General features: G+C 69.6%; 15 protein-coding genes. 8 read left to right on the top strand and 7 right to left on the bottom strand.

All coding sequences use genetic code 11. The features are described 5' to 3' along the window. The first annotated feature begins 13 nt into the window (after window positions 1–13). Window positions 14–1,348 carry a P1 family peptidase gene (locus ACJ8AT_RS21645; RefSeq protein WP_407739692.1) on the top strand — a complete coding sequence of 445 codons (1,335 nt, stop codon included), beginning with the start codon at window positions 14–16 and terminating at the stop codon, window positions 1,346–1,348. A 32-nt stretch (window positions 1,349–1,380) separates the two neighbouring features. Continuing rightward, window positions 1,381–1,494, top strand: a complete 114-nt coding sequence (locus tag ACJ8AT_RS21640) for an aminopeptidase (RefSeq protein ID WP_407739691.1) — start codon at window positions 1,381–1,383, stop codon at window positions 1,492–1,494. Window positions 1,495–1,509: 15 nt separating this feature from the next. Here the strand turns inward: ACJ8AT_RS21640 and ACJ8AT_RS21635 are convergent, their stop codons facing one another. After that, the gene (locus ACJ8AT_RS21635; RefSeq protein ID WP_407739690.1) at window positions 1,510–1,998 is read right to left on the bottom strand and encodes a hypothetical protein; all 489 of its coding nucleotides are present in this window, start codon (window positions 1,996–1,998) and stop codon (window positions 1,510–1,512) included. A gap of 38 nt (window positions 1,999–2,036) precedes the next feature. Here ACJ8AT_RS21635 and ACJ8AT_RS21630 point away from each other — a divergent pair, with 38 nt between their 5' ends. From ACJ8AT_RS21630 to ACJ8AT_RS21620, 3 genes are all read left to right on the top strand, one after another. Continuing rightward, a complete protein-coding gene (locus ACJ8AT_RS21630) occupies window positions 2,037–3,293 on the top strand; it encodes an AI-2E family transporter (protein ID WP_407739689.1) in 1,257 nt (418 codons plus the stop codon). A 72-nt stretch (window positions 3,294–3,365) separates the two neighbouring features. Next, window positions 3,366–4,952, top strand: a complete 1,587-nt coding sequence (locus tag ACJ8AT_RS21625; protein WP_407739688.1) for a hypothetical protein — start codon at window positions 3,366–3,368, stop codon at window positions 4,950–4,952. Between the two features lie 81 nt (window positions 4,953–5,033). Then, window positions 5,034–7,787 (top strand): M16 family metallopeptidase, encoded by a 2,754-nt coding sequence (locus ACJ8AT_RS21620; protein ID WP_407739687.1) that lies wholly within the window; start codon window positions 5,034–5,036, stop codon window positions 7,785–7,787. A gap of 80 nt (window positions 7,788–7,867) precedes the next feature. On the opposite strand, the gene ACJ8AT_RS21615 is transcribed toward ACJ8AT_RS21620, so the two are convergent. Continuing rightward, a complete protein-coding gene (locus ACJ8AT_RS21615) occupies window positions 7,868–8,656 on the bottom strand; it encodes a trypsin-like serine protease (RefSeq protein ID WP_407739686.1) in 789 nt (262 codons plus the stop codon). Window positions 8,657–8,765: 109 nt separating this feature from the next. Continuing rightward, entirely contained in the window at window positions 8,766–9,638 is an 873-nt protein-coding gene (locus ACJ8AT_RS21610) for an alpha-ketoglutarate-dependent dioxygenase AlkB (protein ID WP_407739685.1), read from the bottom strand. A 101-nt stretch (window positions 9,639–9,739) separates the two neighbouring features. Between ACJ8AT_RS21610 and ACJ8AT_RS21605 the strand changes: the two genes are divergently transcribed. Together ACJ8AT_RS21605 and ACJ8AT_RS21600 are read left to right on the top strand one after the other, a co-directional pair. Beyond that, on the top strand, window positions 9,740–11,425 hold the full coding sequence (locus ACJ8AT_RS21605) for a M28 family metallopeptidase (protein WP_407739684.1): 1,686 nt from the start codon (window positions 9,740–9,742) through the stop codon (window positions 11,423–11,425). A gap of 25 nt (window positions 11,426–11,450) precedes the next feature. Then, on the top strand, window positions 11,451–12,152 hold the full coding sequence (locus ACJ8AT_RS21600) for an aspartate/glutamate racemase family protein (RefSeq protein WP_407739683.1): 702 nt from the start codon (window positions 11,451–11,453) through the stop codon (window positions 12,150–12,152). Between the two features lies 1 nt (window position 12,153). Here the strand turns inward: ACJ8AT_RS21600 and ACJ8AT_RS21595 are convergent, their stop codons facing one another. Genes ACJ8AT_RS21595 through ACJ8AT_RS21585 form a run of 3 tightly spaced genes read right to left on the bottom strand, consistent with a single transcriptional unit; the run spans window position 12,154 to window position 17,154 of the window. Then, complete coding sequence (locus tag ACJ8AT_RS21595) at window positions 12,154–14,277, bottom strand: hypothetical protein (protein ID WP_407739682.1); 2,124 nt, start codon at window positions 14,275–14,277, stop codon at window positions 12,154–12,156. A gap of 13 nt (window positions 14,278–14,290) precedes the next feature. Beyond that, window positions 14,291–15,157 carry a hypothetical protein gene (locus tag ACJ8AT_RS21590; RefSeq protein WP_407739681.1) on the bottom strand — a complete coding sequence of 289 codons (867 nt, stop codon included), beginning with the start codon at window positions 15,155–15,157 and terminating at the stop codon, window positions 14,291–14,293. Further along, complete coding sequence (locus ACJ8AT_RS21585; protein ID WP_407739680.1) at window positions 15,154–17,154, bottom strand: protein kinase domain-containing protein; 2,001 nt, start codon at window positions 17,152–17,154, stop codon at window positions 15,154–15,156. The genes ACJ8AT_RS21590 and ACJ8AT_RS21585 overlap by 4 nt, the downstream gene beginning before the upstream one ends. 590 nt (window positions 17,155–17,744) lie before the next feature. Between ACJ8AT_RS21585 and ACJ8AT_RS21580 the strand changes: the two genes are divergently transcribed. Next, the gene (locus ACJ8AT_RS21580; RefSeq protein WP_407739679.1) at window positions 17,745–18,791 is read left to right on the top strand and encodes a hypothetical protein; all 1,047 of its coding nucleotides are present in this window, start codon (window positions 17,745–17,747) and stop codon (window positions 18,789–18,791) included. Window positions 18,792–18,821: 30 nt separating this feature from the next. On the opposite strand, the gene ACJ8AT_RS21575 is transcribed toward ACJ8AT_RS21580, so the two are convergent. Beyond that, window positions 18,822–19,193 (bottom strand): hypothetical protein, encoded by a 372-nt coding sequence (locus ACJ8AT_RS21575; RefSeq protein WP_407739678.1) that lies wholly within the window; start codon window positions 19,191–19,193, stop codon window positions 18,822–18,824. Window positions 19,194–19,430: the final 237 nt, after the last annotated feature.

Raw genomic sequence — 19,430 nt, 5'->3', positions numbered from 1 at the left:
CGTCCGGGGCCTCATGTCGTCTCAGCGCCAACTGGAACTCACCGTGCCGCGCGTCCGAGCTCGCGAGCTGGGGCTGCCCCTGGGCCGCTTCAAGCCCGGCAAGTACAACGCCATCACCGATGTGGAGGGAGTGCTCGTCGGCCACAGCACCATCATCCGCGGCGAGGGCCCGCTGCGGCCCGGCCACGGGCCCGTGCGCACCGGCGTCACCGCCATCCTGCCCGGCAACGGCAACATCTTCATGGAGCGGATGAACGGCGGCGGCTTCGTGCTCAACGGCGCCGGCGAGGTGTCCGGCATGACGCAGCTGATGGAGTGGGGCCTGGTGGAGACGCCCCTCATGCTCACCAACACCATGGCGGTGGGCGCCGTGTCGGACGGGGTGGCGCGCTACCTGGTGGAGCGCTACCCCGGCATCGGCGACGAGCATGACGTCATCATCCCCATCGTCGGCGAGTGCGATGACAGCTGGCTCAACGACATCTCCGGCCGGCACGTGAGGGATCAGCACGTGCTGGAGGCCATCCACAACGCCAAGGCGGGCCCGGTGGCCGAGGGCAACGTGGGCGGCGGCACCGGCATGGTGACGTGCGACTTCAAGGGCGGGATCGGCACCTCCTCGCGCAAGCTGCCCGAGGCGCTCGGGGGCTACACCCTGGGCGTGCTGGTGATGTCCAACTTCGGCAAGATGCACAACCTCCGGGTGGGCGGCCTGCCCGTGGGCGAGGTGCTCGCCGAGAAGTTCAAGGACACGCCCCGGCGCGGGCAGACGTACGGCTCGATCATCGCGGTGGTGGCCACGGACGCGCCGCTGCTCAGCCACCAGATCAACCGCCTGTGCAAGCGCGTGTCGCTGGGCATCGGCCGGGTGGGCAGCTACGCGGCGCACGGCTCCGGGGAGATCATCGTCGGCTTCTCCACGGCCAACATCATCCCCCGGCGCACCCAGAAGATGGTCTACAAGCTGAAGATCCTCTTGGATCAGCGCTTGGATCCGCTCTACGAGGCGGTGATGGAGGCCACGGAGGAGGCCATCCTCAACGCCATGTGCATGGCCGAGCCCATGAAGGGCGTGAACGACAACTACTGCCCGGCGCTGCCGCTGGACGAGGTGCGGCGCTTCGTGGACGCCTGCCGCCCCATCTTCGCCTCGGTGAAGAAGCGCCCCCAGCAGAGCAGCGCCCCGGCCTCGCGGCAGAAGCCGGTGGACGCGGACAAGGAGGGCGAGGTGAGGCTGGCCGAGGCCCTTCCGACCGCCGTCCGGGGGGCCGAGGGCATCCCTTATCCCACCCGGCCCGCCCCGGATGAAGCGAAGGGTTCCGCTAACGGGGGGTCTTCTGATACGTAGCGCTCCCTTTTCCTCACCCAGGAGTCACTGGAATGGCCCGTAGCAAGAGCAAGCACCGTCGCGTGCAGATGAAGAACCGTCAGGCGTGGAAGAAGCGCATGAAGAAGCAGAAGGTCGCCGCCAAGGAGGCGGGCAAGAAGAAGTAGGCCTGCGCTCGCGACTCACGGCTGCGCCGGTTGCTGGGTAGCCGTGTAGGCGCGAGGCAGGGTGCAGCGGCCCGTGCCCTGGGGCGAGGGCCGGGAGTAGGTCCCCGTGAAGGAGCCGGAGAGGCTCCCCGTGCCGCCGTCCGCTCGCCCGGGGGTGTAGCTCCCACTGAAGGCGAACTGGGTGGTGCTGCCGCCGTCCTGCGCCGCCTGGCTCCCCAACAGGTTGAAGTCGGAGGACTGGAAGAGCGTCCCCTGCAGGGGCACGTTGTCCAGGGTGGCGGTGAGCTGGCTCCCCGCGCGTTGGATGTCCAAGGGCCCCCGCGGCAGCGCCACGTTCAGCGAGGCACAGTCGGCCGGCACGGCGCCCGCGGCGAACTCCAGCGGGTAGCGGCCCTCGATGGGAGCGCAGGTGGTGCACGGCGCGCCGCCGCCTCCGCAGGCGATGGCGGCGAGGGCGGGGCTCGCCAGCGCGGCGGCGATCAACCAGAAGCGTCCAGAAGTCATAGCTCGTTTCCTTCAGGGAGGATCAGGACTTCCCCGAGATGGGGGGCATTCCTACGTTGGATGTGGCGCGTGGGGGCCTGGCGGCTCAAGGGTGGTGGGGAGTGTCGGCGTCGGATTCGAAGCGGTGGTCCAATGTCGTGTTCGCGGGGCTCTTTGCGCTCGCGCTGGTGCTGTTTTCCTTCATCTTGCTGCCCTTTTTGATGCCGGTGCTGCTGGGCGGCTTCCTGGTCGTTCTGTTCTTACCGATCCAGGACTTCCTGTGTCGGCGGCTCAAGGGCCACAAGGCCTTGTGCGCGACACTCTCCACCCTGGCCGTCTTCCTGCTCATCCTCGTGCCGCTGGCCGGGATTGGCTGGCTGGTGGGGCGTGAGCTGTTCCAGCTCGCGGCGCACCTGCCCGCGTTCCTCGAGCGGGTGGATGTGCGCCAGGAGCTGATCTCCAGCCTGCCCTCCTCCCTGAGCCGCTACGTGCGGCCGGAGACGGTGGGCTCGAAGACGGAGGAGGCGCTGGTGTCCGCCGCCACCGGGGGCGCCGCGTTCATCACCCAGGCGGTGGGCCTGGGCTCCACGTTCGTGGTCAACCTGTTCCTCATGACGGTGGCCATGTACTACTTCTTCCTGGATGGGCGGCGGCTCTACGCCGAGGCCATCCGGCTGGTACCGCTGGAGCGGCGCTACATCCAGCACTTCTCGCGCGAGTTCAACGACGTGGCCTACGCCATCGTCTACGGCAACACCATCACCGCGTTCATTCAGGGCGCCACCGGGGCGCTGGGGCTGCTGCTGGCCGGCGTGCCGCATGCGGGGGTGTGGGGCGCGGCCATGGTGATCGCCGCCATGGTGCCCGTGGTGGGCACGGGCCTGGTCTGGGTGCCCATCAGCGTCCTGCTGGTCCTCTCGGGCAAGATGGGCGCGGGGATCTTCCTGGGGGCGTGGGGCGCCGTGGTGGTGGGCACCATCGACAACCTCATCCGCCCCAAGCTGTGCGGCACGCGCATGGCGCTGCACCCGCTGCTCGTCTTCCTGTCCATGTTCGGCGGCATGGCGGTGTTCGGGATGATGGGGATGCTGGTGGGGCCGCTGATCGCCGCGCTCTTCATGGCGATGGTGCGCATCTACCGGCGCGACTTCCTGGGCTTCACCCACCCGGCGCTGCCCGAGGAGCCCGCTGAGCCGCCCTCCGCGCTGGAGCCCTCGCCCGTGCGCACCCACTCCGTCCGCGAGCCCGCGCCCGTCCTGGCGGCCTCCGTCCTCGACTCTTCGTCCAGCCTGGCCGCGTCGCCTGCCGAGACCTGATGCCTGTGGTTGTGGACATCGGGTGTGGGGTGGGTGAACCTCCCCACTCAGATGATGTCCCTGGGACAATCGATGAGTCGGTGGGGCGCGCTGCTGGCCCTGGGCCTGGCGCTGGCCTCGCAGGTGGCGCTGGCCCAGAAGGCGACGAAGCCTCGGGTGGTCGTCCTCGACTTCGAGGGTGACCGGCGCGATGCGCTGCGCGGCCAGGTGGAGTCGGGCCTCAAGAAGAACAAGCAGGTGCAGCTCGTCCCGCTCAAGAAGTACACGAGCGCCGCGGCCAAGGCGGGCCTCAAGGGGGCGGCGGCCCTGACTGCCGAGGCCGTGGCCCAGGTCGCCTCCGGGCTCGGTGTCGACGCGGTGGTGACCGCGACGGTGGCGCGCACCCTCGACATCCGGGTGCTGGGCTCCGATGGCCGGGAGCTGTGGACCAAGAGCGTGAAGCTCCAGCGCGGGAAGATGTCCGCGAGCGACGCCCGCAGGCTGGTGGCGGGCATTGCCACCACGGCCGAGAATCCTCCTCGTCCGGTGGCGCCTCCACCCGCGGAGCCGGTGCAGCCCGTCACGCCGGAGAGCCCCCCGCCGCCCACGGCCACTCCGGCCCCGCCTGCCCAGACGCCGCCCACGGCCGAGGCGAACCCGCCGGCCAAGCCGCCCGAGAAGGAGAAGCCTCCGCAGAGCCTCAGCGGGGCGCCCACGGCCTCGAACCCTCCGAAACCGGCGCTGGAGCCCCTGGAGGCTCCCCAGTCCCTGGATGATGAGTCGCACACCACCTCGCAGGCCTTCGACGAGTACGCCACGCGCGCCGAGCTGGAGGCCATAGATCGGCACCGCCACCCGCCCATCCTCTTCCTGTTCGTGGGAGGCGTCACCACGTGGCGGCAGTACTGTGCGCGGCCGGGTGTCACCTCGTGCGCCGAGTTCGACAGCCGTCCTCCCGAGAGCCGGACGGGAGACACGATCGACTTCAAGTCCGGCGTGCCCTACCTGGGCGTGACGGGCCAGCTCGAGCTGTTGCCGCTGGCGCGCACGGAGAAGCCCTGGCGGGGCCTGGGGGTGGCGGTGAGCTACCAGCAGGGCTACTCGGAGACGCGGGTGAAGGTGACGACGGACACGGGCGAGACGCCGACGCGCAGCGTGGTGGCCACTGACTCGGTCATGACCGGCATGCTGCTGTACCGCTACTACTTCAACATGGGCACGGAGTCGCGGCCGCGGCTGGGCTACGGGGGCTTCCGGGGCGGCATGCTGAGCCGGGCCTTCGAGGTGGATCCGCAGGCGCGCGCTCCGCTGACGGGCTCGCACCGGCTGCACCCGGCGGTGGGGCTGGAGTTCTCGGTGCCGCTGCGGCACTGGCTGCGCATCGAGGGCGGCGGGCAGTTCTTCATCAGCCCCAAGACGGGCAAGAGTCTCACGGCGGATAAGGGCGCGCTGGAGCTGGAGGTGAGGGATCTGGGCGATAACGTGTCGAGCTCGGGCTGGTCCGGAGAGCTGGGCGTGGCCGGAGAGCTCTGGGGCCCGCTGGGCTACTCGGTGCGAGGCCGGTACACGACCGTGCAGGACACCTTCGCTGGCGAGGGCGCGCGGGTCGGCTGGGACCAGGGCGGCGTGGCCTCCGAGCAGCACATCGACGTCCGCTGGGGACTGACCGCGTCGTTCTGAGCGCGGGGCGGCCACCATCGAGGCTCCCAGGGTCATTCTGGGTATTGGCAGGCAGTGGCCCGGTGTGGGAAATGTCGCCCCATGCTCATTCCCTCTTCACGGTCCGCTCGCGGCGAGCGCCCGCGCCTCGCCATGGGGCTGCTCGTCGGGGTCTCGCTGGCCTTGTCCGCCTGCGCCACCATGTTGCCCGAGCGGGGCAATGTGGTGATGCGCGACGTCAACTTCCCGCTGCGGGACTTCCGCCTGCCTTCGGGCTTGCGGGTCGTCGTGGAGGAGGATCGGCGCTCGCCCGTGGTGGCGGTGGTGGCGGTGGTGGGCGTTGGCGGCTCGAGCGATCCCACGAGCAAGGAGGGCCTGGCTCACGTGGTGGAGCACCTGGCCTTCCGTGCACACCACGCGGGGGGCCCCTCGGTGTGGACGCGGCTGGAGCAGGTGGGCGCCGGCCAGTTCAACGCCTTCACCAGCCTGGACCACACCGTCTACGAGACGCTGATCCCGCGCGAGGCGTTGCCCGAGCTGCTCCGGCTCGAGGGCCAGCGGTTGTCCGCGCCGCTCGAAGGCGTCACCGAGCCGGTGTTCGCGGTGGAGCGCGAGGTGGTGCGCAACGAGCTGCGCGAGCGCAACGAGACGGGCTTCATCGGCCAGGTCTTCCACTGGGTGCAGGAGACGTCCTTCCCGGCGGGGCACCCCTACGCGCGGCCGGTCATCGGCAGCCACGACTCGCTCTCGCAGCTCACCCTGGCGGACGCCCAGCGCTTCGTGCGCAAGAGCTACCAGCCGGAGAACGTGACGCTGGTCATCACCGGGGATGTGGATCTGGTGGCCATGGAGGCGCTGCTGAAGGAGAGCCTGCCCGCGGCATGGCATGGCGAAGGCCTGCCGCTGGCGGTGAGCCCCCGGCTGCCGCAGCCCTCCCCCGAGCCGCCCCTGGCGCCGGTGGCCCCGAAGCTGGTGACCCATGAGGCCGCCGTGCCTTCTCCGGAGCTGTACCTCTCGTGGGTGCTGCCGCGCGGCTTCGACGAGGCGAGCGCGGTGCATGACTTCGTGCGCGCCAGCCTCTCCTACGAGCTCGGCCACGCGCTGTTCCAGGACGGGGACATCACTGGCATCGACACGGATCTCGTTCCGGGCACGCGCGCCTCGCTCCTGCTGGTGCGCGTGGTGCTCAACACGGGCGAGCATCCAGAGCGCTCGGCCGAGACGGTGCTGGACCAGGTCTACCGGACGTGGAACTCGGAGAGCGGGGCCGGGGACGTGCTGGCGCGGCAGCTCTCGTTCCAGCGGATGCATCGCAGCGTCGTCATCGGCATGGCGCTGGAGTCCGAGGATCTCCTGGCGCGAGCGGTGCGCCGGGCCGAGCTGACCCACTTCTCGCTGGATGCTCGGGCCTACGGGCGCACCCAGGGGGCGCTGGCGGCGATCGATGGCGCCACGGTGACGGACTTCGCCTACCACTGGCTCCAGCGTGATCGGGCTCGCATGCTCCTGGTGAAGCCTGGGGAGAGCGGGGTGCCGGCCTTGAAGTCCGTCGCGGAGTTGCCGCCGGACGATGGCGCGGTGGCGGTGGTGCAGGGGCCGCTGCCAGCGGCGCTCACGAACTCCGCGGCGGTGACCTCGGTGCGGCTGGACAACGGCCTGGAGGTGCTGCTGGCGCCTCGGCCGGGCCTTCCGCTGGTGAGCGTGGGGGTGGCGCTGGGCGGGGGCGAGGTGAGCGGGAAGCCCGGCGTGGCGGAGCTGGCCACGGAGGTCTCCTTCCCCAAGTCCGAGTATCAGGGCGTCCCGGGGGACTTCGGCCTGCGCAGCTCGGAGCGGCTCTTCCGGGATCATCTGCGCTACAGGCTGGCGGGCGCCGCGGGCAACGTGGGCAACATGCTGGCGATCCTCCGGGAGAGGCTGTCCAGCATGGGGACCGAGTTCGACGTCCTGCGCTTCTTCCATGAGAACGTGTTGCCGTGGCGCAAGGTGGAGGACGCCTACCCCGAGGTGCGGGCGGAGCGGGCGCTGCAGCGGGCGCTCTACGGCGATCACCCCTACGGCCAGTCCGCCACGGCCCAGCAGCTCGAGGAGGTGACGCAGGGGGAGGTGGAGGGCTGGCTCTCCCAGGTGCATCGCCCCTCGAACGCGGTGGTGGTGATTGCCGGTGAGTTCGAGCCGCAGCAGGTGCTGCCGCTGGTGCGCGAGTACCTGACTGGCTGGGGTGGCAAGAGCGCCCCGGTGGAGGCTCCTCCGCCCCCGGCGTTGACGAAGCCCTCGCCGCGGCCCCAGGAGATCATCACCCCACGTCCTGGCGCGACGCAGGGGCACGTACAGCTTGCCTGCCGGTTGCCGGAGGTGACTCCCGAGGCGGCGGCGCGCTATGCGTTGATGGCCGCGGTGCTGAGGACTCGCATGTGGCACCAGGTCCGCGAGCAGATGGGAGCGACGTATGGCTTCCAGACGCGGGTATCCATGGCGCGCGGCGGCGCGGCCCACCTGCTGCTGGAGGGAGTGGTGGATTCCGCGCAGCTGGCGCCCGCGATGACGGCGGCGCGTGCGGCGCTCACCTCGTATGCACAGCAGGGCGTGCCGGTGAAGGAGCTGGAGAGTGCGCGCAGCCGACTCCTCGCGGAGCAGGCCGTGGCGCTCACGAGCTCGGGAGACTGGGTGGAGGCGCTGCTGGATGCGCGAGTGCTGGGCTGGGACGCCACGGCCGTCACGGGCAGGCCCGGCTTCCTTCAGGCGGTCTCGCCTGCGGACTTGCAGAAGGAGTTCGCCGCCTGCGCCGAGCGGCTGGTGGTGGGCGTTACCGGCGAGGAGGGGCAGGCGCGCACGGCGTTTCAGGCTGCCTTCCCGTGACACGCCCCCTGGCCATCCGCTGGGGACTGGCCGCGCCGTTCTGAACGCGGCGCGGCCGAAGCCCGGGAGGCCGTGCGGCCTTACGGCAGGGTGACGAACTGGGCGAGGAAGTTCCGGGCCGACGCCGTGTCGAGCCGGTAGGTGACGTTGGTCGACACGCACTGCGAGTCACCGGTGATGGTGGTGCTCACCACCATGTTCTGCTCGCTGCTGCCGGCCCCAAGGAACTGCGGGCCGCCCGAGTCGCCATAGCAGGTGCCGGCGTCGCCGGTGGCCGCGTTCTGCGACAGGCGCATGTAGTAGTCGTTGAGGGCGTTGAACGACGAGACCGAGTACTCGCGCGCATCGTTGTAGCCGATCACGGGGCCGCCGGGCTGAATCACGCGCTCCTGGCCGCCGTAGCCCGCGTTGGTGAAGAGCTGGCTGGACAGCGTCCCCGCCGCCTTCAGCTGATCGAAGAGGCCCGCCGGAGGCAGGCGGGCCGGGGTGATGCCCTTCACCGCCTGATCCAGGACGATCACGGCGATGTCGTGCGGATCATGCTCGTCATGACCGTAGAGCGGGTGGGTGTACATGTGGCCCGGGTAGAGCTTCGCCTTCGAGCTGAACTTCTCATCGAAGGTGACCCACACCTGGGAGATGCCCAGCGACTCGAGATACGAGGTGCAGTGGGCCGCCGTCAGGAACACGGTGGGGGAGATGAGCGTGCCCGAGCAGAACACATCCTTCTGTCCGGGGCGCAGCCAGTCCGCGGCGACGAACGCGCCCGCGTTGGGGTGGGTGTTGCCATCCGCGACGCCATTGGTGATGGCGAGCGCCGGGGCGGCGAGCAGCAGGGTCAACAAGCCAGTGAACAGCGCCAGACGCATGGGGAGCTTCCTTGCTTCCGAGCTCGGGGGATTTCTCGGTGCGGATGAGCCTCCAGCGCCGCTCGGGTGACGCGGGAGGGCGCGGTACGTTAACCCGTAATGCGCTCTGTCAGTGAGTGGACTCGCGCGCCAGCTCGGCTCGGAAGAAGGGGCTGCTCTCGGCCAGGGTGCGCATGTAGGGGCGCACGTCCTCGCGGGCCTCGGGGGAGAGCGCGGCGAAGGGCGTCACGTGCTCGTCCGGCACGTAGCGGAAGGTGAGGTTGATGCGCCGGGTCTGGAAGTCGGGCAGCTCGGGCGGCAGCAGGTGCCCCGCGCGAGTGTCCACCCGCTGCACCCGGTGGAAGGTCTGCTCCTTCCACTGCGCGCCGCCGAAGAGCTCCAGCGAGCCGTCATCGAGCCACTGCTCGAGCACCACCGCGTCGCGCTCGCCCGGGCGGGTGGAGGTGACGAACTGGATGAGGGCCCGCTCGCCGAAGGACAGCGAGGCCACCGGCCCCGGCTCGAAGTCCTTGTGCTCGCCCACGCGAGCGGTGTCCACCCAGCGTCCGTCCTCCAGGCGGTTGCCATAGAAGTTCACCAGGCAGGTGTTGAGGTGCCAGCGCGCGGGCATGTCCGGCCCGCGGAACATGCGGCGCGCGAGCGCCTCGATCTTCTCCACCTGGCGCTGGAGCACGGGCGGGAAGGGCTCGGCGCGCACGCATCGATCCTTCACCCCTTTGGGCGGGCGGTAGTAGTCGAGGCAGGCGAACTGCCAGTTGCCCAGCCAGTACACGGGGCGCAGGAGCCGGCGCTGCGTCTGGCCCGGCGGAGGAGGGAAGTGCTTCGAGTAGCGCTCCTCCCACAGCGGCTTCAGGGTGGCGAGCCAGACGAGCACCTCCGCGCGGTCGGCGGCCGAGAGGAAGCTGGCGTTGTAGTGGTGGCCCGGCGTGCGCTGGCGGGCCTTGAGGGCCAGCGGGCGCCCGGGGCGGCGGGGAGGGGCCATGTTTCGAGGCCCTTATCACAAGAGCCCGGGGCGCTCCTTCAGCGCTGCCGTCCAGGCGTGTCACCTTTCCAGGCCGCGCGGCCCATTTTAGGGTCGCCCCCATGATTGCCTGGAACGCCTCGAAGCGAGCCTCTCTCCACGCCCTTGCCGCCACCCTCCTGCTGGGCTCGGGGGCGGTGCGGGCCCAGGGCTCGGGTCCCATTGAGCCGGCGCGGCTGTCGCGGATCGTCAAGGTGCTCGCCGCGGATGAGCTCATGGGCCGCGCGCCGGGCGGGCCGGGCGAGGAGAAGACGCTGGAGTACCTCATCCACCAGTTCAAGGAGGTGGGCCTGGAGCCCGCTGGCGAGAACGGCGGCTGGACGCAGAAGGTCCCGCTGGTGCGTTTCCAGATGGGGGACACCGTCACCCTGAAGCTGACCACGGGAGGCAAGACGGCTTCGCTGCGGCAGGGCCAGGAGGTGATGGTCAACACCCAGCGTCCCGTGGAGCGGGTGAAGATCGACAAGGCTCCGCTGGTGTTCGTCGGCTATGGCGTCTCGGCGGCGGAGCGCGGGTGGGATGATTTCAAGAGAGCCGACCTGCGGGGCAAGATCGCCGTCTTCCTGATCAATGATCCCGACTTCGAGGCGCAGGAGGGCGAGCCCGTCCGAGGAAAGTTCGGAGGGCAGGCGGCCACCTACTACGCCCGGTGGACCTACAAGTATGAGGAGGCGGCGAGGCGAGGCGCCCTCGGAGCGCTGATCGTCCACGAGACGCCGGGTGCGGGCTATGGCTGGTCAACGATCACCGCGGGCCACGGCCAGAGCTTCGACATTGTCCGGGCCCAGCCAGACAAGGAGAAGGTCCTGATGCAGGGCTGGATTCAGCGTGACGCCGCCGTCGCGTTGTTCGCCCGCTCGGGGTTGGACTTCGAGAAGCTGAAGGCCGAGGCGCGCAAGGCCAGCTTCGAGCCCGTTCCCTTGAAGGGCGCCAGCCTCTCGGCCGACTACAGCCTGACCCACACGCGAGCCGACAGTCACAACGTGATGGGCCGCTTGCCAGGAGCGCAGCGCCCCGGTGAGTCGATCATGTACGGAGCCCACTGGGATGCCTATGGGCTGGGTCCCGCGGACGCCTCGGGCGACAAGGTCCGCCACGGCGCCGTGGATGATGCGATTGGCGTGGCGGGTATGATCGAGATCGCTCGCGCGTTTCAGCAGGGGCCTCGGCCCGCGCGCTCGATCCTGTTCGCCGCCTGGACGGCAGAGGAGCCGGGCTTGCTCGGCTCGGAATACTACGGAGCCCATCCGCTCCAGCCCCTCGAGACCCTGGTGGCGAACCTGACCATGGATGTCCTGCAGACGGCGGGTCCGTCCCGGGATGTGGTGCTGGTGGGCCAGGGCCAGAATGAGCTGGAGGATGCGCTCGCCAAGGCCGCCGAGCGGCAGGGGCGGACCGTCACGCCGGATGCGAAGCCCGAGCGGGGCCTGTTCTATCGCGCCGACCACTTCTCGCTGGCTCGGCGAGGCGTGCCGGTGTTGCTGCTGATGGGGCTGGGCGGCGGTCAGGAGCTGGTGAACGGTGGCCGGGAGGCCGGCGATCGCTGGGTCGCTGATTACACCGCGCGCTGCTACCACCAGCCCTGTGACAAGTGGAGCGCCGACTGGGATCTGCGGGGCGCCGCCCAGGATGTGCAACTGCTCTATGAGATTGGCCGAGAGCTGGCCTCGACGGACCGCTGGCCGGAGTGGAAGCAGGGGTCGGAGTTCAAGGCCGTGCGTGAGCGGTCGGCGGCTGCTCGCAAGTGAGCCGTGTTATGGCAGCCTGATCGTCATGCCCCAACACATCGGCATTGTGGCCTGCTCGGCCGAAGGCGCAGCGCTCTGTTATCGGACCCTCTGCGTGGAAGGCGCGCGGTTTCTCGGGCCGCACGCTCATCCCGAGGTCTCGATGCACACGCACTCGCTCGCCGATTACATGCAGTGCATCTACCGCGGCGACTGGCAGGGCGTGGGGGAGCTGATGCTCTCGTCCGCCAACAAGCTCGCGAAGATCGGTGCGGACTTCCTGATCTGCCCCGACAACACCATCCACCAGGCGTTGTCTTACGTTGAAGCCCGGTCACCGCGCCCCTGGTTGCACATCGCCGAGGTCGTCGCCGCACAGGCGGTCGAGCGCGGGTTCCGGCGCATTGGCCTGACCGGAACGCGGTGGCTCGTCGAGAGCGAGATCTATCCGGAGAAGCTCTCGGCGCGCGGACTGGAGTACGTGCGTCCGGACACCACCGAGCGCGAAGAGCTCAACCGCCTCATCATGGAGGAGCTGGTGTACGGCGTCTTCAAGCCCGAGGCGGTCGCTTGTTTTCAACGGGTCATCGGACGGATGAGCGCCGAAGGCTGTGATGCCGTCGTCCTCGGCTGCACCGAGGTCCCGTTGATCATGAGCGACTCGAACTCTCCGCTGCCGACGCTCGATTCCACACGGTTGCTCGCGCAGGCGGCGCTGCGCCGGGCCGTGCAGGACGCAGCTGCGTAAATCACCGCCTCGAAGCGCTGAACCTGCGCGCCGCGAGCATCAAGGCCATCAGGCCGATCAGCAGGGGTAGGGCCGCTCCTCCCGCCGAGGCACACCCCCAGCCCACGGGCGACTTGAGATCGTCAGGGTTCGTGCCGCCGTCATCACCGCCTGTGCCGCCATCGTCTCCGCCGCCACCACCGTCCGGGCCACCCGTGCCGCCATCCGTCACCGTGCCGCCATCCGTCGCCGTGCCACCGTCCGGTGTCGTGCCGCCGTCCGGTGTCGTGCCGCCGTCCATCTCCGTGCCGCCATCCACTCCCCCATCGGTGTCAGGAGGAGTGCCAGGGGTCAGCACTCCGTCGGACGAGGCGACCGCGGCCAGCCCATAGGCGTCCTGGGCTCGAATGGTGACGATGTACCGAGTCCCTGGTGCCAGGGACAGCGATGAGTCCATGGCATGAGTCGCGGTGCCTACCGAACGGAAGGGCCGTATCGCCACAGGATCAGCTTGGGTCCCAATGGCCCACTCGTAGGTGAGCGAGCTGCCCGTGAATCCGCTCCAGTTGGCGGCGATCGTGTCGGTGGAGGATGTGTCGTCGATGTCGTCTGGGGTGTCATCGAGAACCGGGCGGTCGTTCACCTTCGCCTGGCCAGCGTTGGGCGGCACGACGTCCGCCAGGGTCAGGGACGCGACGTATCCATCCGTGGGCGTGTTGAAGCTCGTGTCATAGGACTGGGCCTGGGTATTGGAAGGCAACCCCGTGGACGATGCGGTTTGCATGCCGACGGCGAGCTTCGACGACGCATGGACACTGAGGGCGGTGACCTCGTCCGCGCCCGGTCCGCCAACGAAGGAGGACCAGCCACTCCCTCCGATTGGGGAGAGCGCGACCACAAAGCCTTCCATCTGCTGGAACGAGGTGTCGAACGCGTGGCTGCTGGTGGTGGAGGGGAAGTCCGAGGAGAGCGTCCTGCCGCCGATGTAGGTAGTCCCATAGCCGCTATCCGCCGCGATGGTCAGCGCCTCGTCATCGTCGCTGCCTCCGAACACCTGGATCCGCTTGAGAGGCCCGCCGTCGGCGATCCATGCGGCAAAGGCGTTCTTCTTCGCGAGTGGCGGCGTGGGGCCGATGTTGGTGGACAGGGTGCTGCCTGCGATCGCGATCTGCCGAGGTGCCGTAATCAGCGCGATGGCGTTGCCCTCATCGTCTCCGTTGCCTCCCACATAGGACAGCCACTCCAGCGCGCCCGTCTTGGCGTCCAGCCTGCCCACCAAGGCATCCTCGCTGCCGCCTTGGAAGGTGTTGGAGAGGATGGAGGAGTCGTAGGGGAGCGTCGTGGACGCGGTCGTTCCCACCACCAGCAGCTTGATCCCGTCCTGGGTGATGCCGTTGAGCCGGTCCACCTCGGTACCGCCGACGAGCGTGGTCTTGCCCGGCCACTTGAGCGAGGGCGTGGTGCTGAAGTCCACCGCCGTCACGAAGCCATCCGCTGCACCGGCGGTGTTCGCTCCACCGAGAAATCCAGGCGAGGTCGTCACCCCTGAGACATAGGCGACCGCGACATTGTTCGCCGGGGTGATGACGTCATTGACGTGGATGACGGTCAGGCCCGTGGCGGCGTCCGCTCCGCTGCCTGCCAGGTACATGAACCAGTCGGGGCTTCCGTTGAATTGCAACCGGGCCAGGAAGGCGTCATCCCCTGACGAATTGGCGCCATACAAGGTGCCTGCGTTCGTGACGGTCGCGGCAACGGAGCTGGTCTTACCCGCGATGTACACCCGCTCCTGAAGGTCAACCGCGACGGCGGCGGGCACATCCTGTCCCGAGCCTCCCAACACCTGCTTCCACAGGAGGGCCCCGCTCGTATCGAAGCGGGCGACGAAGATGTCTTGATCGGTCTTGCTCCCCGAAGGCGACGGAGTGGGCTCGAGGCTCAGGGAAGTCGTGACGCCGACGACGATGACCTCGTCGCCTTGGGTATGCACGATGGCCGTGATGCGGTCATCGCCGCCACCACCGAGGAACGTATTCCATTGAGGAGTAGCGGCCACCTGGGCCTTCGCGGTCAGCGGGAGGGTGACAGCGGCCAGCGACACGAGCGCGGCGGCCAGCCTGGCGCTCCGCGGAAGGTGAATGGACACAGTGAAGATCCTCTTAGAGCAGATTGAAGCCCACACCCGCGGAGCCGGTCAGGACGAAGGAGTGGTAGGCGGACTCGTACTGGGAGCCCAGCTTGAGGTACTCGGCTCCCACGTCCAGCAGGAAGGTGAGGCTGCCGGAGGGAGCCAGCCGGAGCCCCGCCACCGCTCCGCCACCCACGGCGGACAAGCCCGGCACGGCCGTGGCACGCAGCGCCAGCCGTGGCTGCACCGTGCCGCTGCCCAGCAGCAGCCCCACCTCCGCCCCGACGCCGGGTTTCTTTCCTGCCAGCACGTGCGCGTTCAGATCCACCGAGCCCAGCCCCAGCGTCAGCCCGCCACCCAGGCCAATTCCCTTGCCCACCGGATCCGCGAAGCCAAAGAGCTCCGGGCGCAGCTGCACCGCGCTGGGCTCCTCTTCCTCCTGAGGCTCTGGAGGGGGAGGGGGCTTGTTCCGGGCCTCGGCCTCTTCTCGCGCCTTGCGCTCGGCCTCCAGGCGCTGACGCTCGGCCTCCTGGCTCTGGCGCTCGGCCTCCTGGCGCTGCGCCTCCACGTTCTGGCGGGCCTTCTCGGCCAGGGCCACGAAGTCTGGCGGGAAGAGGATGGGATCCACCTGGACCGTGGACGCGGACACGAACAGCTCCTCCAGCTGGAGCCGGGCGGAGTCCTCCGCGCCCGAGGCGAACAGCGCCGCCGCCAGGTACAGCCGGGCCTTGACGCGATCCTCCTTGGAGAGCCCAGGCGAGTTGAGCTCCGCGGTGAGCTCCTTGCGTGCTCGGACGTAGTCCCCGCGCTCGTAGAGCGCCACGCCGCGCAGCTCCGCGTGGGCTGGGAGCGCCATGAACAACGTCCACCCCAAGGTCAGCAGAACGGTGGTTCTCATTGCCCCTCGTCGGCAGGGTCAGCCCTCTGCCAGGTCACCTTGTGTTCCGTCGTCTCGTCGGCGGTGATGGTGATGGTGGCCTCGTAGGGTTTGAAGCCGGGGTTGCGCAGCAGCAGCCGATGCCTGCCCACGGGCAGGATCAGATCGTTGTCGCGCGGCAGCCGGCCCTTCTCCTGCCCATCCACGGTGATGTCCGCCCAGGCGAGCGACATGATGCGCAAGACGCCAGTCCCCACGTGCCCGGGCCTGTTCTTGGGGTGGGAGGGATTGGTCGCCATGACAGTTTCCGGGTGCTCTCCGGGCCGCTTCTGAGGCTGGGTCGTCTCCGGGGTCTGCGGAGGCTTCACCGTCTGCCCGGGCGGCGTCACGGTGACCTGGGGATTCGTCACCGGGGGATTCGCCGGGTGTGAGTCCACGACCGGGGGCGTGGGCTTGATGGGCTTGTCCGGGTTGGCAGGGGCCTCCACCACGGTGGGGGGCACGGGGGTGGGCGTGTCTCCGCGCCGCAGGGCCCAGATGCCCAGGCCCGCGAGCACCGCGACGATCACTCCCGCCACCGCGAGCTGCGGCAGCCGGTTGGGGCGGATGACGGGGACCCGCTCGGTGCTCAGAGGCGAGGCGCGCGGCTCGGGATCGGCGGAAGCCTGGAACGTCCCGGAGCCCACTCGCGCGGGACGGGCGGACGCAGGCTCGCGGGTGAGGGGTGCCAGGCGCGGCTGGCTGACGGGAGTCTCGCCCGTTCCGGGCGTCTTGCGTGTGACGGTGATGGACTCGGCCGCCGGCCGCGGGTTCCTGGGGGCGGGACGCTCAGGCGCGGGCGCGGCGAAGCGCTCGGGGCGCACGTTCGGCAGCTCGTCGGAGGGCTTCTCGCCCCGCGGAGACGGCTCCAGGCGCGTGGCGCCGTCGGCGAGCAGCCGGGAGATCTGCTTCAGCTCGCGGCGCACCGCCTCCGCGGATGTGGGGCGCTTGTCGGTGGTCTTCGCCAGCAGCCGCAGCACCAGCTCGTCCAGATCCGGGTGCAGATCCACGTAGGTGGACGGCGCCGGTGGCTTGGCCTGCACGTGCTGGATGGCGATGGCCATGGCCGACGTGCCCTCGAAGGGCAGCCGCCGGGTGAGCATCTCGAAGGCGATGACGCCCACCGCGTAGAGATCCGTATGCGGGCCCACCGACTGGCCCGTGGCCTGCTCGGGCGCCATGTACTCGGGGGTGCCGACGATCATGCTGCCCCGGGTCTGCGGGGTGGTGCCATGGGGCATCTCGGTGCGCTTGGCCAGGCCGAAGTCCAGCACCTTCACCGACTCGCCGCCGCCGCTGTCGCGCACCACGAAGATGTTGCCCGGCTTGAGATCGCGGTGGATGACGCCCATGGCGTGGGCGGCGCCGAGCGCGGCGAGCAGCTCGTCCAGCAGCGCGATGACCTCCACCTCCAGCATGGGGGCGCGCTGGGAGATGATCTCGTCGAGCGGCGTGCCCTCCAGGTACTCCATGACCAGGTACTGGCCAATGTGCGGGATGGTGCCGAAGCCAAAGACGTCGATGATGCCCCGGTGGCGGATGGCGCTGGCCGCGCGGGCCTCGGCGATCAGATCCCTGGCGCCCTCGGAGAACTCCGGCCGCAGGATCTTGATGGCCACCTTGCGGCCGATGATGGGGTGCTCGCCCTCGTAGACGATGCCCATGCCGCCGGCGCCGATGCGGCGCTTGACGACGAAGTCGCCCAGCTTCTTGCCCACCAGCACGTCGCGCGACACCGTCGCTTCCCAGGACTTCTCGTCCACGTCCTCGTCCGGCTCGGCCTGGGCGGGAGCCGGCTGGGGCATGACGCCGCTTGGAGGGGTCTTGCCGTTGGCGCGGGCGCCCGCCGAGGGGCTGCGGACGGTGGCCTCGTCCACGAAGGGGTTGTCCGCCACGGCGCGCGCACCGTCACGGGGGCAGACCGTGGAACCTGGAGGCAGCATGGCTCCGCACTGGGAGCACTTCAGCAAGCTGCGCATGGGTTGATTCATAGGTAGTTGGCACTCACCCGGGCATGGAGGCCGCATGCCGCCTGGGTCTCAACCATTGGTGGTGCTTGAGCCCCCCCACAGCGGACTGAATTGTCACGGCGAATATCACACAACGCAGAGCATCATTCCAAGCAGACAGGCCCGGCTTTCGGGGGGCGCTCACCGGCGCGGAGACGAGTACCCGCGGGCCTGCTTGCTCGTCCCAGAAACGGGAACTTCCGTCCCAGAAATGGACACCCGCGAGTGCTTGACTGCGTTGGCGCGAGCCCGGACATACCCGGTACGATGGTGGGTGAAGCACTTCACCGTGATCTTTGAGGTATCCCTCGATGGGACAGGACAACTCGCCTCCGCGTGGCCCTCCAACTGAGCCCAAAGGGAGCGAGCAGGCGGCGGCCTCCTCCGCCCCGAAGAGCTCGCGAGAGGCCCCTCCGGGCGCCGAGACGAAGACCGTGCTCAAGGTGGAGGCGGTCCCCCTACAGGTGTCGCCGCCACCGGCGTCCCGGCGTCCCATGGAGCCTCGCAAGTCGAACCCTCGCGCTCCGGCAGACAGGGCGTCGAGCGCGCCGACGGTGCCCATGAGGCCCATTCGCGTGGAGAAGGCAGAAGAATCCTCCAGCGCGCCGACGGTGCCCATGAGGCCCATTCGCGTGGGGAAGGCAGAAGAATCCTCCAGCGCACCGACGGTGCCCATGCGGCCCATCCGCCTGCCTGTCACGGAGGACGTCAAAGAGAAGGTCACCTCCACACCCGTAAGAGACCCCGAACGGGCGCCCAAGGTTCCTCCGAGCCCCGCGGAGCTCCACCGTCCCGCGCCGCGCACCACTCCCGTGCCGGCGGCCCCGGGGGTGCAGAAGCCCCCAGGCGTCGCGGCCGTGGAGTCCCCTGGCAGCAGCCCGAGGACAGGTGGCACGGGCCCACGCCCCGCGGTGGTCCAGAACCTTCCGGCTCCCCAGCGCCCGGTGGCCGCTCCCGCGGAAGAGCCCAGGCCCGCCCCGAAGCAGAAGCCGGCAGCCGACGATGCTCCGCGCAAGCCGGGCCTCTCCACCTCGGTGATGTTGAGGGCCAACAAGCTCAACAAGCTGCTCGAGCAGTCCGGGCGGGACAAGGGGGCCTCCGAGCAGCTCCTCGTGGCGGCCGTGCAGAGCTATCCGGGGCAGCGCACGGTGAGCCAGACGCAGGACGTCATCAACCAGTACGCGGTGGCCACCCACCCCCGCTATGCCCCTCGGGCCGTGGAGCCGCGCGAGGCCGGGCACCTCTTCGTCTTCGACGTGATGAACTCCCTGCACACCACGCTGGAGCACGCCTTCCCGGCGGGGGCCCCGGGCCTCTTCCGGCCGGGCACGCCCGCGGAGCTGTGGAAGTGGCTGAACGAGACCGCGCCCTCACGAGGCTGGCGCGTCGTGGCGGGCAGTGCCCTGATGGAGGCCACCGCGCGAGGGCTGCCAGTCATTGCCATGGCCGACACACCCGTGGGCCCGCGCTTCGCCGTGGTGGAGCCGGGGCCGCTGGGGCCGGACGGGAAGCTCCGGCTGGCCAGCGCGTACGCGCCGCGAGGCCAGCAGCAGGCGCCGGAGCAGATCTTCGGCTCCAGCGCCGTGCGCTACCTGGCCCACGACTGACGGCGGCTCCGTTCGCCGCCGCAGAGTCACTCAGGCGAAGCGCACTGCGTAGACCGGGGGCAGGTGCGCGGAGACCTGCGCCCAGGAGTCCCCGCCGTTCTCGGACACCCAGAGCGAGCCGGTCGTGCTGCCGAACGCGAGCCTGTCTCCCGTGGCGTCCACGTCGAGCGCGTGGCGCAGCGTGAGATCATACGCATGCTCCTGGGGCAGCCCCTCGCGCAGCACCTCCCAGCTCCGGCCTCCGTCGCGCGTTCGAGAGACGACGACGCAGGCGTCCACGGGGACTCGCCGCTCGTCCTTGATGGCGGGCACTCGCCAGGCGATGTCCGGGTTGTTCGGGTGGACCGCCATGGCGAACCCGAAGACGCTCGGCGCGCTCTGATGCGCGGCACGGCGGCGCAACCTAACATCTCCCGAGCCCGATGGAACCTCCGGGCTCAGCCTGCTCGCGACGCGGGATGCCCCGCTTCAGGAAGGCGGAGGACTACAACTGCTCGGCCGAGTGCATCACCTCGGCGTCGAAGTTCGCGCGCACGCGGATGAGGCTCGAGTGCTGGATCTCGGGCCGCGAGTCGATCACCGTGTAGTCCGGACCCTCGGCCTCCGCGTCGATGAGATCTCCCTCGCCGAAGGTGAACT

Source organism: Hyalangium sp. (assembly GCF_045802625.1).
Classification (GTDB): domain Bacteria; phylum Myxococcota; class Myxococcia; order Myxococcales; family Myxococcaceae; genus Hyalangium.
Note: the sequence above shows the minus strand (reverse complement) of the source record. Positions and strands in the feature narration are given on the sequence as shown.

Coding starts and splice junctions, on each gene's coding strand:
- ACJ8AT_RS21645 (WP_407739692.1), top strand. CDS start 14: ATGTCGTCTCAGCGCCAACTGGAACTCACCGTGCCGCGCGTCCGAGCT.
- ACJ8AT_RS21640 (WP_407739691.1), top strand. CDS start 1,381: ATGGCCCGTAGCAAGAGCAAGCACCGTCGCGTGCAGATGAAGAACCGT.
- ACJ8AT_RS21635 (WP_407739690.1), bottom strand. CDS start 1,998: ATGACTTCTGGACGCTTCTGGTTGATCGCCGCCGCGCTGGCGAGCCCC.
- ACJ8AT_RS21630 (WP_407739689.1), top strand. CDS start 2,037: ATGGGGGGCATTCCTACGTTGGATGTGGCGCGTGGGGGCCTGGCGGCT.
- ACJ8AT_RS21625 (WP_407739688.1), top strand. CDS start 3,366: ATGAGTCGGTGGGGCGCGCTGCTGGCCCTGGGCCTGGCGCTGGCCTCG.
- ACJ8AT_RS21620 (WP_407739687.1), top strand. CDS start 5,034: ATGCTCATTCCCTCTTCACGGTCCGCTCGCGGCGAGCGCCCGCGCCTC.
- ACJ8AT_RS21615 (WP_407739686.1), bottom strand. CDS start 8,656: ATGCGTCTGGCGCTGTTCACTGGCTTGTTGACCCTGCTGCTCGCCGCC.
- ACJ8AT_RS21610 (WP_407739685.1), bottom strand. CDS start 9,638: ATGGCCCCTCCCCGCCGCCCCGGGCGCCCGCTGGCCCTCAAGGCCCGC.
- ACJ8AT_RS21605 (WP_407739684.1), top strand. CDS start 9,740: ATGATTGCCTGGAACGCCTCGAAGCGAGCCTCTCTCCACGCCCTTGCC.
- ACJ8AT_RS21600 (WP_407739683.1), top strand. CDS start 11,451: ATGCCCCAACACATCGGCATTGTGGCCTGCTCGGCCGAAGGCGCAGCG.
- ACJ8AT_RS21590 (WP_407739681.1), bottom strand. CDS start 15,157: ATGAGAACCACCGTTCTGCTGACCTTGGGGTGGACGTTGTTCATGGCG.
- ACJ8AT_RS21585 (WP_407739680.1), bottom strand. CDS start 17,154: ATGCGCAGCTTGCTGAAGTGCTCCCAGTGCGGAGCCATGCTGCCTCCA.
- ACJ8AT_RS21580 (WP_407739679.1), top strand. CDS start 17,745: ATGAGGCCCATTCGCGTGGAGAAGGCAGAAGAATCCTCCAGCGCGCCG.